Source organism: Niabella drilacis, assembly GCF_900101395.1.
In the GTDB taxonomy this organism is placed as follows: domain Bacteria; phylum Bacteroidota; class Bacteroidia; order Chitinophagales; family Chitinophagaceae; genus Niabella; species Niabella drilacis.
The window spans coordinates 47,757-64,101 of the sequence record NZ_FMZO01000003.1; the positions used below are offsets into that span (position 1 = coordinate 47,757).

The window sequence follows — 16,345 nt, forward strand, 5'->3', positions numbered from 1 at the left end:
CCGCCTTTTTTAATCGTGTTTGCGACCCTGCTAAATTATATGAAGTTTGGGAAAGGCAGCGGACCAAATGTTTAACGCGGGGTATTGCTGTTCCGGAAGTTCGTGGTTATTTCCGCGGCTGCTTTTGAATTTTAATGCTTAATCCTTTATTAGAATAGCGCTCCCGAAATAAGCACCGGAAGGGTGTCCTTTTTTGAATGATCTGCAGCTCATATAAGTACCATTTTTTTTCTCATTTTTACCATAAATTAAAATGGCGATGTGGCAATTTCGCAAAATGGATTTTAAAAAGAAGGTACTGATCATTGGCGGTGGACTGAGCGGGCTCACATTGGCGTATTTGTTACAACAAAAAAACAGATCCGTTACGCTATTGGAAGCTTCTGCCCGTACAGGGGGAAGGATCCACACGGTTGCCGGGCGGCTGGGTACTCCGATGGAGCTGGGTGCTACCTGGTTTTCGGATGCACATCCGCATTTGCTGGCGCTTATCGGGGAACTGCGCCTGCAAAAATTCCCGCAGTATTCCGGGGGAGTATCTCTTTTCCAGACCAAATCATTTGAACCGCCGCAACGCTTTTGGGTACCGGAATCAGAGGCTCCCTCCTACAGGCTTGCAGGGGGCACACAAGCCCTTATCACAGCATTGGAGCGGCAATTGCCCGGGGAGGTGATCCGGTTGAATAAAAAAGTGGTTGCCGTTGCTGAAAATAAAGATGGCTTAGAAGTGACGACTTCCGATGGAGCGCTGTATACTGCGGACCAGGTAGTGTCCTGCATACCGCCCCGGCTGGCCGGTACAATAGCGTTTGTACCCGGGATACCCGGGGCTGTAAAGGAGCTGCTGCCGGCAGTACATACCTGGATGGCCGGTGCTGTTAAGGTCGTATTGGAGTACGAAGTGCCTTTTTGGAGAAGCAAGGGCTTTTCCGGTATGTTATATAGTCATGCAGGTATTCTTACGGAGCTATACGATCATACAAATTTTGAGAACGGCCGTTTTGCACTTACCGGTTTTTTGAATACCGGTGCTGCGTCCTTTTCGCAGGAAGTGCGGGAGGAGCTGGTATTGGAGCAGCTAAAAGGGTTGCTGGGCAATGAGGCGGCACATCCCGTTCTTTATCTGGATAAAGTATGGAATGATGAGCTGGTAACAGTGGGGCAGCCGGTTATAGAACGCCCGCACCAGAACAACGGGCATCCCGTACTGGATCAATCGTACCTGGGTAACCGTTTTTTCTTTTGCGGCGCGGAAACAGCATCGGCATTCGGTGGCTATATGGAAGGTGCCGTTATTGCTGCCCGTCATACATTCCGAAAGCTTTAAAGAGGGCGCTTGTTGATGGCCGCAGTTAAAGATAACACCCGCACAAAGGCATTGAAAGAAATTGCCGGTATCTCCCTGAAATTAGGAAGTACCGGGTTTGGGGGGATAGCCGGTGTGGTAGCTGCCATTGAACAGGAGGTAGTGGTCAGGCGGAGGTGGATCGATCATCAGCATTTTATGGATGTATTGAGCGCTTGCTATATTGTTCCGGGCCCCAATGCGGTGGAGATCATGATGCACTGCGGAAAGGAGCGTGGCGGTCGGCCGGGGCTCGTTGTTGCGGGTGTTTGTTATATTTTGCCAGCCACGATCATTTGCCTCATTTTTGCCTGTTGCTATCAGCTGTATAGCGAGGTACCCGATGTGCAGCCCTTTATTTCGGGTATACGCCCGGCCACCACGGCGCTGGTGATGGGGGCCGTGTTCAGGCTTGCCGGTAATACACTAAGGAAGGATCGTACCTTATTGTTGCTTTGTCTTTTTGTATTTGCGGGAAGTCTTTATGGGATAAATGAAGTGTTATTGATCCTTGCGTCAGGTGTACTCAACTGCCTGATCCGGCTATCGAAAAACCGGCTGTCGTTGTTTGCAGCCACCTTCCCGCCCGGTGGTTACGGTCAACAGGCGGCTGTTGGCAGAATAAGACTCCGGTTGGAACCATTGTGTGTGGGGTGTTACTTTCGTAATGACAGGATATAGCGGACCATGGTTTGTGCATCATCCTGCGGGAGTGCCGGATGTGGTGTCATTACCGCTGCTCCCCAGCTTCCGCTCCCTCCGCTGATTATCTTCTTTGCGAGATATTGAATATAAGCTTCGTTTACGGGATACCGTTTTGCGATATCCCTGAACGCCGGTCCTTTGGATCGTTTGTCCTCTTTATGACAGGTGTAACAATCGGAATAGCCGACCAGCACCTCCCCTTTTTTGGCTGCCGCAACAGGCACGCTGTCGCTGGGGCCCGGTATCGGTTTTATATAGTCGGCAGGCTCCCTGGCCGTTTGGTGCGGTTCATGGTTGCAGGCGAGTGCCCATACCATAACGGGCAACAGGGCACAGGCTGCAAGGAAGGGTATTTTCTTCCTGGGTATAGCCGTTAAGATTTCCATTTAAAATTATTTGTTCATTCATGGAGTTTTGTTTTGGGCACCGTAAATTCCTGCTGGGAGAAATTGCGCTCCGGGAAAGCCGGCAGCCAGTTGTTTCAAAACCCCGTTTCTGTTTTGCCTTTAAAATTAAGGATAAACAGTGATGAGCCGGGTATCATTTAAAGCCCGGAGGCAGCCCAATATTTTAAACACCTGAAAAGTGCGGGTCTTCAAAAATGCGTTCAGTATTGTGCATAATAAACGCGCCTTTGCTTTTCGCCCGGGGTACAAAAAAGGTTTCCTAAAGGAGCTTGATCTTTTTTGAGGGATACGGGTACCCGGCTACAGGGGCCACTTTCCATGGTTTATAGCCAGGCAAAGCAGGAACGGGATGCTAATAAAAAGCCATGTCCCGGCGGAAGACCGGCACCATCCGGGTATGGAATATAACCCTGCCTTTTATTTTTTATAATACATTGTCTTTTATAAGATCAAATCAGTATTTTAGCGCTTATACCCTATTTCTGTAAACTTTTATTATCCTGTATTTAATAAAGACAGTTGGAAAATTGCAGTGGCCTAACGCTGTTGCGGATTTTTATTATTAAATTGTTTGCGTTGCCCATATCATTGACGAATGAGAAAAAATTATTGACCGAACTGGCTGCAGGCAGCCAGGATGCGTTTACAGAGCTCTACCTGCACTTTAGCCCTGTTGTTTATGACGCCCTTTTGTATTTTCTGAAAGCGGAACAGGACGCAGATGAGCTCCTGCAGCAGATCTTTATAGATGTATGGGAAAAGCGGCAACACCTGGCAAGGGCCGAGAACCTGGAAAGTTACCTGTTTATGATGACCCGCAACAGGGTGTTGAACCATCTGAAAAAAAGAGCACGTGAAGAACAATTCATTACCCGCTACAGTACCCGGGAAAACAGGCCGGCGCTGGACCCGGAAAGCGGTTTTTTGCAAAAACAGTACGGGGAACTGCTGCAAAAAGCCATTGGAACCCTGCCGCAGCAGCAGCAACGGGCGTACCGGCTTGCAGAGGAAGAGGGGCTGAGCTATGAGGAAATAGCGGCGCAGCTTGCTGTTTCAAAACTGACCGTAAAAAAACACCTGGAACTGGCCCGTCGCCAGGTGCGGGAATATATGCGCCGCTACCTGTACCCGCTGGCCCTGCTGCTGCTTTTGTGCCGCCCCTGAGCAAACGGTGATCCCCGGAAAAAAAAATATTCCTTTATTACGCCATCGCTGTTGGGGTATTGTCTTTATATATACAGCGGTTGTTGTCAAAAAACAAAGAACGAAATGCCACATTCTCTTTTTAATGCATTGCTTCAAAAATTTCATGCCGGTACACTGGATGAGCAGGAGGCTATCCGCTTCAGGGACCTGCTGCTTTCCGGCGCCTGCGATGAACTGCTGAAGGATGCGGTGGAGCAGCGGCTGCAACAGCCCCGGTCTCCGGCTGCCTTCACGGATGCAAAAAAGCAATTGTTACTGCAGCAGTTGCTGCAACATATACAGCAGCCGCCGGAAAAAAAGCAGGCACGGGTTGTACGCTGGTGGTGGGCCGCCGCCGCGGCAGTACTGGTATTGCTGGGCGGCTACTGGTTTTTTAAGCCGGCAGGGCCTCACAGCCCCGGCCCCGGTATGGCAAAGAAAGTTCCCGATATTAATGCACCCGAAAAATCAACGGCTTATATAACGCTGGCCGATGGCCGGCAGGTACTGCTGGACAGCCTTGCCAGGGATGTAATAAGTATTGGCAGCGGAACGGGGGTGTATAAGAATGCAGACGGACAGATCAGTTATCAGGGTGCGCCAGCTGTGGCCACCGTTAATACCCTTACGGTACCCAGGGGTAGCCGGCCAGTAGGGCTGGTGCTGCCGGACGGCTCAAAAGTATGGCTGGATGCGGGCTCTGCCCTGAGCTATCCTACAGGGTTTACCGGCACCGAGCGCCGGGTAACGCTTACGGGGCAGGGGTATTTTGAAGTGGCCCGTATGAACGCCCCTGGCAGCAGCGGGACGATGCTGCCGTTTATGGTAACCTCCGGTGAGATAACCACAAAAGTACTGGGCACCCATTTTAATGTAAACGCCTATAAGGAGGAAGGAATGGTAAAGGTAACCCTGCTGGAAGGGCATGTAAAAGTGGCCCCGGAAGGCGGGGGTGATGAAGTGGATGTAAAACCCGGGCAGCAGGCCCAATGGACGGGCGGCCATTTAAAGCTGGACCGCTCGCCGGACCTGGATGAGGTAATGGCCTGGCGCAGCGACCGGTTCTATTTTAACGGTACGGACATCCGCTCCGTAATGCAGCAGGTAGGGCGCTGGTACGATGCGGAGATCGTATTTAAGGAGCCCTTTAGCCACTCCTGCGTGGCAGACCTGCCCAGGAATATGCCCGTATCAGAACTGCTGAAGATTATTGAACTAACGGGGGTCGTACATTTTAAAATAGAAAATATGCCACACAAAAAGATCACGGTAAGCCGCTAAGCGGCAAAAACAGACTTTCTGGCTGGCCCGGAGGAAAAAAGCCGCTATGGATTAGGCCCCATAGCGGCGTAAAGCCCGGGCTGACCCAAATATAAATGGTCGTAGGAGACTGTATTATTTCACCAACCCAAGCAAATGCAAATGTATGGATTTAAAAAAAATGTTTTGTGCCGGAGGCCGGCACAGGGAATTAAAAAGATTGCTGCTGATTATGAAATTGACGACATTCTTTCTTTTGTGCGTCTTACTGCAGGCCGCCGCAAGCGGGCACTCGCAAAATGTAACCCTGTCGCTCAAAAGCGCCCCCATTGAAAAAGCGTTCAGGGAAATAGGGAGGCAGACCGGTTACCGCTTTGTGTATTTTAAGGAGCAGCTGGAAAACCTGCCGCCGGTAACGCTTGCTGTTAAGAACAAACCGTTGACAGACGTGCTGCAGGAGTTGTTCCTGCGCCGGCCGCTCAGTTATACAGTAACCGGCAACTATATTTCTATAAAAAAAACGCCCGTGATCCAAACGGCACTGGAGCCTCTGCCCATTGAGGTGCGCGGAGTGGTTACCGACAGTGCCGGAACCCCGCTGGCAGGAGCTACGGTAGCACTGGCAGGAAGCTCAAGAGCTGTAAAAACAAATAACCAGGGTGCCTTTTTGATTGAAGCGGATCCTGGATCGCTATTGGTGATCACCTATATCGGGTTCCAGGAGGAACGGATCAAAGCGCCGGAAGACGGGTCGTTAACCGTTGTGTTGCAGCGGGCCCCGGACCCCGGGATGAACGAGGTGGTGGTCCTGGGTTTTGGACAAACCCAGAAACGGGAACTGCAAACAGGCGCCACGGCATCTGTCAGTTCAAAGGAACTGAAGCAAAGCCCCGCAGCCAATCTAACCAATGCGCTTGCCGGCCGTTTGCCGGGATTGATCTCGCTGCAACGGGGTGGTGAACCCGGAAATGATGCTGCAATGCTGTTTATCAGGGGCAGGGCTACCACCAACGGGCAGGATCCGCTGCTGACCATTGACGGGGTGCAGAAGGACTATAGCGCTATTACCCTGCTGGATGTAAACGAGATCGAAAACATCACCATCCTGAAAGATGCGTCGGCTACCGCATTGTATGGCGTTAAGGGCGCAAACGGGGTTATTATTGTTACCACCAAAAGAGGCGTAAACGGAACGCCACGGATCACTATGTCCATGGAGCGGGCCACTCAAAAGCCGGTAAAAGTTCCCCGGTTCCTGGATTCATATGACTATGCATTGCTTGCGAATGAAGCATGGCATAATGATAACCCGAATGGTACGCCCATTTATAATGAGGCGGCGCTCAACCATTATAAAACCGGCGACGACCCCCTGTTATACCCCAGTGTAGACTGGCTCAGGGAAATTATGAAGCCGGGCCTGCAGGACCGTGTTAATTTTAATGTAAGCGGGGGCAGCGATAAAGTACGCTATTTTGTAAATGCCGGGTACCTGAATCAAAAAGGTGTGTATAAAGCAGTGAAGAATGACCTGTATGACCCCAATGCAGCTTTTAAACGCTACAACTTCCGGTCAAATATCGACATCAACTTTGATGAGGATTTTTCCATTGGCTTAAGTTTATTCGGTGCCATAGAAGACAAACGGAATCCTAATTTTACGGACGCAGACATTTTTTGGACCCTGCTGCAGGTGCCACCGAATTATGGCCCTGTTAAATGGCCCACGGGTTATTACAGTAAAGGGAACGATGTATTTAACCCGCTTTGGCTGCTGAATGAAAGTGGTTATACACAGGCATTCAACTCCTCGTTGTCCGGTTTGTTCAGCCTGGAGCGCAAACTGGATTTTATAACAAAGGGCCTTTCCTTTAAGGGGCATTATTCCTTTGACGGATATTTCAAAAACAGCCTGGTTCGCCGGGCTTCCCGGCAGATTGCCACCTATGTGGGCGGCCCGCTCGATAGCCTCACCAGCTATAATTACTCGCAGGTAGACCTGCCGCTGCAGGCGCCGGCTTCCACCTATTCGCAAAACCGCGATGTCTGGATCGACCTGTCGCTGAATTATCACCGCACATTCGGGGATCATGATGTTACCGGCCTTTTGCTGGCAAACCGCACCCAGCATATTGTAGCCAACCAGGTGCCCTTTGTTTCGCAGGGTATGGTGGCAAGGCTTGCTTACAATTATAAAATGAAATACCTGCTGGAGATGAACGGGGCATATAACGGAACCGACAATTTTGCACCGGACAATCGCTATGGATTCTTTCCCTCTGTTTCGGCAGGGTATGTGATTTCCAAAGAACCTTTCTGGGAATCTGTTGGACCCATTACGTTTTTAAAGCTGCGCGGATCTTACGGGATGGTGGGCAATGACCAGATCGCCGGCCGGCGCTGGCCCTTTATTTCGGAATTTGCAGCGGCAGCCGGTTATCCTTTTGGTACCACTCTTTCCAATGCCATAGCCGGAACGGCAGAAGGAGCCATGGCCAACCCGGATGTTTCCTGGGAAAAATCAACCAAGGCTGATATCGGCATTGAAATGAACCTGTGGGGCACGCTGTTTTCCGTAAAGGCAGATTATTTTAATGAAAAACGCACGGACATCCTTATTACCCGTAATACAGTGCCCGGCATTATTGGCGCCAGCGGCGGTCAGCTGCCTACGGTAAACTGGGGCCGGATCAATAACCACGGGTTTGAAGTGGAACTGAATCACCAGAACCGGATCGGTGCGGTCAGCTATTTTGTGAACTCCAATTTGTCGAAAGTGCGCAACAAAGTGCTTTTTATTGATGAAGCGGCCAACCTCATTCCCTGGCAGCAGGCCACCGGGCGCCAGCTGGGAATGCTATGGGGGCTAACGTCATTGGGCTTTTTCCAAAACCAGGAGGAAATTGACAATAGCCCCAAACAATTCGGAACCGTAATTCCCGGCGATATAAAATATAAGGATATGAACGGGGATGGCGTCATTGATGGAAATGATGAAGGATACGTGCTGGGCAGCAATGTGCCGGAAGTGTTTTATGGTATTTCGGCCGGCATCAGCTGGAAGAACCTGGACTTCAGTATCCTGTTCCAGGGTGCGGGAAATGTGTACCGGAACCTGCAGGGCACCGGCATCTGGGAATTTTTCCAGGGCGGAAAGGTGGCGGATATACACCAGGGCCGGTGGACGCCCGAAACAGCGGCTACAGCTACTTACCCGGCCCTCCATTATGGAACCAATGCCAATAATTTCAGGGGGTCTACCTTCTTTATGGATAACAGCAGTTACCTGCGGTTAAAGAATGTGGAACTGGGGTATACGTTCCGGAATGTGCGGTTGCAAAACGGTACCGGGTTTAACACCCTGCGGCTGTATGCCAATGCCATTAACCTGTATACCTGGACCAAGGCCCGGATGTTTGACCCGGAGAACTACAGCGGGTACGGAGCGGTTTATCCGCCTACACGGGCCGTTAACTTCGGGTTATCAGTAAGCTTTTAACAGCAGTTCAAAAGGATTTTTAAAAGTAAACGAAAAGTACAATGAAACGATTCATATATAAGGTTACCGGTTTATTAGCACTGGTACTGCTATTGACCCAGTGTAACAAGATCAATGATTATTTAAAGCGGGAACCGGTAGGCGGACTTTCGGAGCTGGATGTGTTTACCCGGTATGGCGAAACCGAAAAGTTTATTGCCGGCATTTATGCAAAGATGGCTGAACGTTCTGAATGGTGGCCGGCTGCAGAATCAACCAATAAGACCTTCTCTTATGCGGCGGCCAGTGATGAAGCCATTTGCTCTGTGCAATACCCCAACGGGCCGCAAATCTTTACCCAGGGTACCTTCAACGCCAGCAATAATCCGCTGGACCGCTGGAACGACTTCTATGCAGGTGTGCGCAAAGCCAACCTGTTCCTGGAAAAGATCGGGATGCTGGCCCCCCAGAACAGTACCCAGGCTTCCGGCAAACAGCGCATGATCGGCGAAGCGCATTTCCTGAGGGCATTCTTCTATATGGAGCTGTTTAAGCGGTACGGCGGCGTGCCCCTTGTGGACCGCGTGCTGAATATTTCAGACAGCCTGAACCTCCGGCGGAATTCTGCAGAAGAGACCGTAAATTTTATTGCCGCGGATTGCGATGCAGCCGCACAGCTGCTGCCGGTGGAACATAGCGCAACAGATTGGGGACGGGCTACAAAAGGAGCCGCGCTAATGCTGAAGGCCAAGGCATTGCTGTTTGGAGCCAGTTTACTGCATAACCCCTCGCAGGATAAAGCCAAATGGCTGAGCGCTGCAGACGCAGCCCGTGCTGTAGCGGATTTGAACTATTACCAGGTAGATGCGGATTATGCCGGACTGATGCATAAGCGCACGGCAAGGAATATCATCTTCCAGTCGAATATCAATCAAACGGACTGGGTGCATTTTAATTTTATTCCAAGCCTTGGCGGGCAGGCAAGGGTACAACCTTTGCAGAACCTGGTGGATGCCTATGATATGAAATCAAGCGGGCTGCCCATTACGGAAGATCCCTCTTATGATGCGGTTAATAATCCCTACGCGAACCGCGATCCTCGTTTTTATCTATCCATTATTCATGATGGCAGCGCATTTAAAGGAAGTCCCGTACTGACCTATCTAAATGCGCCGGGTGGAAATGATGAGCAGCGCTGGGGCGGTGAGCGTCGCACACAAACAGGGTTTTACCTGCGCAAGACCGTTGATGAAACGGGTAGCATTACACCTAATGCGATCGTTGGCGATCATTTCTGGATCTTTATGCGCTTTGAAGAAACATTACTGTGCTACGCAGAAGCCATGAATGAGTACCTGGATGCACCTGATCAAAGCGTATATGATGCAGTAAACCAGGTACGCACCCGTGTGGGGATGCCCGCACTGCCCGCCGGTCTGTCAAAAGAAAAAATGCGCCAGCGCATACGCAATGAGCGTCGCGTGGAGCTGGCTTTTGAAGGCCAGCGTTTTTGGGATATCCGCCGCTGGCGCATTGGTACCGAAGTGATGCTGAAAGCCCGGGGCGTGATCATTGATGGTTCCGGCCCAGCCAAGAAACACTGGGATAACGAGATTGAAACGCGGATCTATAAACCGGCTTTTGATCTTTTCCCGATCCCCCAGAGTGAGTTGAATAAGCAGCCGGCCCTTACGCAAAACGAAGGGTACTAGGGTAATGCCCGGTATACGTTTTTATAGCGGATGCCGGGCTCACCCTTTGGCAGGCCGTATCGCTTACTTATAGGATCAGCGCTGCGCTGCAGCTTCCAGGGGCAAATGAACCTGACGTTTATTATCAACGAAAGCAGGGTCGATGTCTTTCTGTCCCAATAGCTATCGGATGCGGGTTTAAGAGTTGAAAGGTAAAAGCTGCAGTGCCTCGTTGCTCTTATTAGCAACAAAAACAGGGTTGAATGGAGGTGCAGCGCACCGGTAATATAAGCTTGGCGCGTATGCGATATATCGGGATCGATGCAGGACATCAACGGTGCATCGCTAATGCTTTCTTAAAGAAAAAACAACTGGCTACAGAAGCAGGAAGGTTTCTGTGCTTCTGTGGCAATTTTTAATGCTCCGTACCGGAACATGGTTTATTGATATATGAAATAATAAAAACATGAAAAAGAATATCCTGATCATATTTGCTGTTGTACAGCTCGGATTGGTAGCATGTGGTAAAAGCCAGCCTTTGAAGCCAAAGGCGCCTGCGGAAAACGTATCCTTAAATCTTGACACGACCAATATCCTGATCGGCGTTTACTGGCCGCCGCTCCTGGAATTTGTGAACGATCAGCAATTCAAATTGCTGGAAGACGGGCATGTAGATATACTGCAGTATGTGGTCCCCTATACCCAGGAACAGAACCTGAAGATCCTGGACCTGTCTGCAAAATACCATCTTAGCTCCATTATAGCAGATGCGCGTGTAAACGGCACCAATGCCAGTATTGCAGCAATGGTAGCCGCCTATAAGCACCATAAGGGGCTGGCCGGTTACTATATCAAAGATGAGCCTACTATTGAACAGCTGGAGCAGATGGCCGGTATGTACAAGGCTCTGCTGGCGCAGGATCCGGCGCATATCCCGCATGTGAACCTGAACCCTGTATATGCCACAGGCATGCTGGCCGGGCGCGACTATGAGAAGGATTACGTGGAAAAATGGATACAGCTGGCAGGAGCAAAAAATCTGAAATCCCTGTCGTTCGATAACTATCTGTTTATGGATGACGGTACATTGAGAGAAGCGCCCTATTATCAGAACCTTGATATCATACGGAGGCTGGGAATTAAATACAATATAAAGACCTCAGCCTACCTGCAATCTGTGGGCATTCCCGGCGCCTATCGGAGGCCAAACCAAAATGAGCTCCGGTTCAATATGTATTCCATCCTGGCTTACGGGGTTAAGTACCCGGTATGGTTTACCTATACCCGGCCGGCAGATAATACGGCAGAGCGGTTTACACCGGCTATTTTAAATACAGGAGGTCAGATCACTGACCTGTATGAACCGTTTAAACGGTTGAATAAAGAGGCAAAGACGCTGGGAAAACAGCTTGTTAAGCTGCAGGCTACTGCGGTATATCATACCGGAGCGGTTATCCCGCAGGGTGCGGAAACATTGCCCGGCGCTTATTACCTGCAACCGGCTCCGGGATCCGGGAACCTGCTGATTGCGCAGATGCAGGATCCCTCCGAAGGGAACCGGTCCTATGCCATGGTTGTAAATAAGTCGCTGGCGGATACGGTAACGGTTACGTTTAACGTTCATGCACCTGTTACGGCAATTGAGGAAGTTTCGAAGCTGACCGGCACCGGCAATCCGTTGCCCGTTATAAATGGTAAAATAGCTGTATCTTTCGCACCGGGTGAAGGACGCCTGTTCCGGTTCAATGGATTTTAAATGCGCCGGGAAAAACGTTGAACAGCGCATTGCTTATGAATCACCCTGAAGCCGGGAACGACGGCTTTGCCGGATTTATTAAAGACATTTAAAACGGATAACGATAAAATGATACTGACAACGCCCCGTATGTTAAAAATATGCGCTGCCTTTTTGCTGTTACTTCCCCTGTGGGGCCATGCTGTAAAGGCTCCGCTGCTCCCCGTAAACCTGGAGGTGGAATACCTGGATCAGCCCGTTGGGCTGGATAACCCCAAGCCTCGCTTCAGCTGGACCTTACAGCGTGCAAAAGAGGGCGTGTATGGTCAAAAGCAAACGGCTTACCGGGTGCTGGTAGCCAGCTCGTTGAAAAAACTTAATGCCGATATCGGGGATATCTGGGATTCTGAGTGGAAGGAGTCTGCACAGATGGGGCAGATCGTTTTCCAGGGGAAGCCATTACATTCAGATCGCCGGTATTATTGGAAAGTAGCCGTTAAAGATGAAAAAAACGACGTCTCCGGCTGGAGCCGTAGTGCGTACTGGCATACCGGTATTTTAATGCCCGGGGAGTGGAAGGCTACGTGGATCGGTTCTCCGGTGGTCTTTGACCCGGCGCAACAGGATTGTAATATCCCTGATCCCTGGTTACGGAAATCGTTCTCCCTGGCAGCGGTTCCGGGGCAGGCCGTGATGCATGTGGCGTCTGTGGGATTTCACGAGTTATACGTAAATGGAAAACGGGTTGGGGATGATGTGATGGCCACAGCGGTGACAGATCATACAAAACGGGCCCGCTATGTTTCATATGATATAACATCCTACCTGAACAAAGGCCGGAACGTAGTGGCTATCTGGCTGGGCACCTCCTGGTCGATACACGGGCCCTATGTAACAAAAGGCCGGCCCAATACTCCTATTGCAGCGGCGCAGGTGGACTTCTATAAGCAAAAAGATCCGGCCCCGGCCGTACAGCCCTTTGCTTCAGTCCGCACCAATGCTACCTGGAAGATGAAAAGCAGTCCCAGCCGGTTGCTGGGCACCTGGAACTCTAACAGGATGGGCGGGGAGCTATGGGATGCAAATCTGGATGAGCCGCAATGGAACACGGTTGCATACCGGGATGATGACTGGCAGAAGGTTACATGCTATGAGCCCGGGCTGCAGGTATCTGCCCAGCAGGTTGAGCAAAACCGGCTTTTTGAAGAGATCCGGCCGGTGTCGGTAGTAAAGATCAGTGATCGTGTATATAGGGTAGACATGGGGATGAATTTCGCAGGCTGGATCGCGGTGAATCTTGAAGGAGTGCCCGGACATCGGGCTGATCTTTTGTTTTCGGAACGGGAGAAAATGGACATGACCTTTGGTCTGCACAGCGCCTATATCTTCGATAAAACGGGGAAGGGGACCTTTAAAAACAGGTTCAACTATGGTTCCGGCCGGTGGATCACGATAAAGGGTGTAACAAAAGAGCCTCAACTCAGCGATATCAGGGGGTGGCAGGTGCGTACGGCGTATAAGGATGCCGCAACATTTAGCTGCTCGGACAGCCTGCAGAACTGGATCTATAATACCGTGCGCTGGACCTACCAGAATCTATCACTGGGTGGTTTTATTGTGGATTGTCCTCAGCGGGAGCGTTTGGGCTATGGCGGTGATGCGCATGCTACCTGCGAAACAGGGATGCTGAACTATCATGTAGGCGCATTGTACACCAAATGGATGGAGGATTGGCGGGATGTGAGCGGCACCGAATCCATTGTAGGTAATATGTATGATACGGCATTTGCCAGGAAGGCCGTAATGAGCGGGCGCCACCTTCATAAAGGTATCCTGCCGCATACCGCCCCTACTTATATGGGGGGAGGCGGACCGGCTTGGGGTGGTATTGTGGTAACACTGCCCTGGTATTTTTACCGGCAGTATGGTGATGAAACCATACTGCGGAAAAACTTTTCACTGATCCGGAACTGGCTTGCCTTCCTGGAAACGAACACAAAGGATGGTGTGCTGCAGCGGTTTGGCGGAAACTGGGATTTTTTGGGCGACTGGCTCTGGCCCAATGCCACGGCGGAGGGCATGAACAACAATTCGCCCCAGAACTTATGTTTTAATAACTTTTACCGGATCTATAACCTTCGGGTAGCGGCAAAGATCGCCGGCCAGATCGGTGAAAAAGAATGGGCCGGCAAATGGAAGGAGCAGGCGGCTGCTTTCAGCGATGTGATCCATAAGAAGTTTTTCAATGAAGCGGACACTTCCTATGCGGATGGTTCTATGGGCAACCTTGTGGGGGCACTGCTGGCAGAAGCGGTGCCTGAGGCCTATAAGGGAAAGGTGTGGAAACGGCTGGAAAATGAGATCCTGGTACGCCGGAAGGGGCATATTCACGTGGGGATAACAGGAGGCGCATTGCTGTTTAAATTATTGAGGGAGCAGAACCGGCAGGACCTGCTGTTTGAGATGGCTTCCAAAACCGATTACCCCGGTTGGGGATATATGAAGGAAAACGGGGCCACAACGATCTGGGAAATGTGGGAAAAGGACCTGCCGGGGCATTCGCTGCTGCATAGTTCTTTTTTATACCCCGGGGCCTGGTATATAGACGGGCTGGCGGGCATCAAGGTGGATCAGCCGGGTTATACAAGGTTTGTGATCCAACCTCCGCAGATTGCAGCTTCAAAACTAAGCTGGGTAAAAGCAGGTTTTGAATCACCCGCAGGGTATATCAAAAGTAACTGGAGCCGGAAAGATGGGATCCTTCACCTGGAGCTGGAGATTCCGCCAAACAGCCTGGCGCTGTTAAAGATCGCGGATGCGGATGGATTGCATATTAAAGAAAAAGAAGGGGTGATCCGGATCGCAGAAAAGATGAATGGGAGCACGGTTTATGAGCTGCAGTCAGGCGTGTACCGCTTTTAGAACGGGACCAGGGGAAACGATCTTTGCTTACAAAGTTTGGGCGTGTTGTTTATATTGAATCTGCTTTGACTTTAGGAAGTAAATAAAGACGCCTTAATGGTTCATGGTCCTGAGCGGATCAGATGCCATGCCGGTTTTAGCGGGTTGCTTTTTCGCTCACCGGAGCAGGATATTGCGTCGGCAAAAAGTTTGAATAACCTCACCAATAAAAGAAGCATATGGCTTACTGCAGGCATTTTTTCTTTGTGCTTATTTTCGCCGTGCTGGCAAAGTCTTCGTTTTCCCAGCTTGCCGTGGAAATGGAAAAGGCTTTTAAGGGAAACCGTTATGATGCCATAGCGGGCATCGTTGATAAATACAGGACGCAAAACCGTTTTTCATGCAAGCCCGGCGACCCGGTTTGTGAAAATACCGCGGAGTTACTAGAAAAAATAATGTACCAGTATTGTATTGACAGGAATACAACACGTAAGAACCGTCAAATATTCGGATACCTGGATCTTCAACATGATTCTGTGGCAGATCAATACAGGTTTATCCCTCCGGTTATGGAAGTTGTTGTGACGGACGCCGCAGACATAGAAAATGAAAAAAGCGCTATCAAAGGAGATCGCTTTATTTATGATTTCACCAATTATCCGTTACGAAAAGATAAAGTACAGTTTGATGATTTTATTTTTGATTCAACGTTAAGTAAGCCTTTAAATGACTTTCTTGCAAAGAAAGATCCGCATGCCGGTTTTGTTATTGACGGCAAGGCAAGGGCTCAATTCTTAAATCGTTTATTCCCGGACCTGTCTGCACCAGGTGTGGTAAAGATAATAGCAGAAAATCGTCGTGAATCGATCTGGCATTTGGGTTATGCCGTTATATTCAAAGGCTTTTACTTTAATAAGAGCATGGACCTGGCAATGGTCCGCATTTCTTACGGCTATGCAATAGCATCCGATATTTACTTTAGAAAAGTAAAGGGAAAATGGGGATTTTTGCGTGTTGGTACTACGATAATTACCTGAAGGTATTGAAATGCAGCTCCAGGCTCTTTAATGCCTGAGCGACAGGTGCCGGCAGGAACCGGCATGTGGTTCCTTTTGCGTCCGGGATTGGATATTCAATATTTTATATTTCTTTCTGATATCCTACTACATCCAGCACTTTTCCAAACTTTTCACCCACATTTTTGAAGTGGGCGCATTTGAAATACCCGTTTTTCTCAAAAAAATGAATACTCCGGTCGTTGTCGCCGGAAATAATGGCCAGCAGGTTTTTAAAGCCGGATACCCGCGCATAGGCCTCCAGCTGCTCCAGGGCCGCCTGCCCGATCCCCTTTGCATAGCAATCGTGCCGCAGGTAAATGGTTAGTTCCGCCGTTTTATCATAGGCCTGCCGCTTTTTGTAGTTGGTCAGGTAGCAGTAGCCCACCGGTTCCTGCTGATGCAGGATCAGCCAGGATCCGAACCTCGGATGACCGATATAGATAAATTCATGGAGCTCAGCGATGGTTACCGGCCCGGTATGAAAGGTGGCAGTGGAATGAAGCACGTACCAGTCATAGACCTGTTTTACAAAATGCAGGTCCGTTTCTTTTATTGCTGTTAGTGTTATACCCGTCATAAT

General features: G+C 50.0%; 11 protein-coding genes. 9 read left to right on the top strand and 2 right to left on the bottom strand.

Annotated features, from left to right (window positions below; translation table 11 throughout):
* The first annotated feature begins 259 nt into the window (after window positions 1–259).
* Window positions 260–1,327, top strand: a complete 1,068-nt coding sequence (locus BLS44_RS06395) for a flavin monoamine oxidase family protein (protein WP_245729119.1) — start codon at window positions 260–262, stop codon at window positions 1,325–1,327.
* A 15-nt stretch (window positions 1,328–1,342) separates the two neighbouring features.
* Window positions 1,343–2,026 carry a chromate transporter gene (locus BLS44_RS06400; protein ID WP_090389239.1) on the top strand — a complete coding sequence of 228 codons (684 nt, stop codon included), beginning with the start codon at window positions 1,343–1,345 and terminating at the stop codon, window positions 2,024–2,026.
* Here the strand turns inward: BLS44_RS06400 and BLS44_RS06405 are convergent.
* Window positions 2,002–2,436 carry a c-type cytochrome gene (locus BLS44_RS06405; RefSeq protein WP_218127702.1) on the bottom strand — a complete coding sequence of 145 codons (435 nt, stop codon included), beginning with the start codon at window positions 2,434–2,436 and terminating at the stop codon, window positions 2,002–2,004. The two genes, BLS44_RS06400 and BLS44_RS06405, sit on opposite strands and share 25 nt — an antisense overlap.
* Window positions 2,437–3,033: 597 nt before the next feature.
* Between BLS44_RS06405 and BLS44_RS06410 the strand changes: the two genes are divergently transcribed.
* The 7 genes from BLS44_RS06410 (at window position 3,034) to BLS44_RS06445 (ending at window position 15,744) form a co-directional block, all read left to right on the top strand.
* Window positions 3,034–3,621 carry an RNA polymerase sigma factor gene (locus BLS44_RS06410; RefSeq protein WP_176954335.1) on the top strand — a complete coding sequence of 196 codons (588 nt, stop codon included), beginning with the start codon at window positions 3,034–3,036 and terminating at the stop codon, window positions 3,619–3,621.
* A gap of 105 nt (window positions 3,622–3,726) precedes the next feature.
* Window positions 3,727–4,923, top strand: a complete 1,197-nt coding sequence (locus BLS44_RS06415; RefSeq protein WP_090389241.1) for a FecR family protein — start codon at window positions 3,727–3,729, stop codon at window positions 4,921–4,923.
* 211 nt (window positions 4,924–5,134) lie between these two features.
* Window positions 5,135–8,401, top strand: coding sequence for a TonB-dependent receptor (locus BLS44_RS06420; protein ID WP_176954336.1), 3,267 nt, complete (start codon window positions 5,135–5,137; stop codon window positions 8,399–8,401).
* A gap of 41 nt (window positions 8,402–8,442) precedes the next feature.
* Window positions 8,443–10,092: a RagB/SusD family nutrient uptake outer membrane protein gene (locus tag BLS44_RS06425; RefSeq protein WP_090389243.1), complete on the top strand. Its 1,650-nt coding sequence runs from the start codon at window positions 8,443–8,445 to the stop codon at window positions 10,090–10,092.
* 445 nt (window positions 10,093–10,537) lie between these two features.
* Window positions 10,538–11,827, top strand: coding sequence for a hypothetical protein (locus tag BLS44_RS06435; protein WP_090389245.1), 1,290 nt, complete (start codon window positions 10,538–10,540; stop codon window positions 11,825–11,827).
* Window positions 11,828–11,935: 108 nt separating this feature from the next.
* The gene (locus BLS44_RS06440; RefSeq protein ID WP_218127703.1) at window positions 11,936–14,728 is read left to right on the top strand and encodes a family 78 glycoside hydrolase catalytic domain; all 2,793 of its coding nucleotides are present in this window, start codon (window positions 11,936–11,938) and stop codon (window positions 14,726–14,728) included.
* 218 nt (window positions 14,729–14,946) lie between these two features.
* Window positions 14,947–15,744, top strand: a complete 798-nt coding sequence (locus BLS44_RS06445; protein WP_090389246.1) for a hypothetical protein — start codon at window positions 14,947–14,949, stop codon at window positions 15,742–15,744.
* Window positions 15,745–15,847: 103 nt separating this feature from the next.
* On the opposite strand, the gene BLS44_RS06450 is transcribed toward BLS44_RS06445, so the two are convergent.
* On the bottom strand, window positions 15,848–16,342 hold the full coding sequence (locus tag BLS44_RS06450) for a GNAT family N-acetyltransferase (protein ID WP_090389247.1): 495 nt from the start codon (window positions 16,340–16,342) through the stop codon (window positions 15,848–15,850).
* Window positions 16,343–16,345 lie beyond the last annotated feature (3 nt).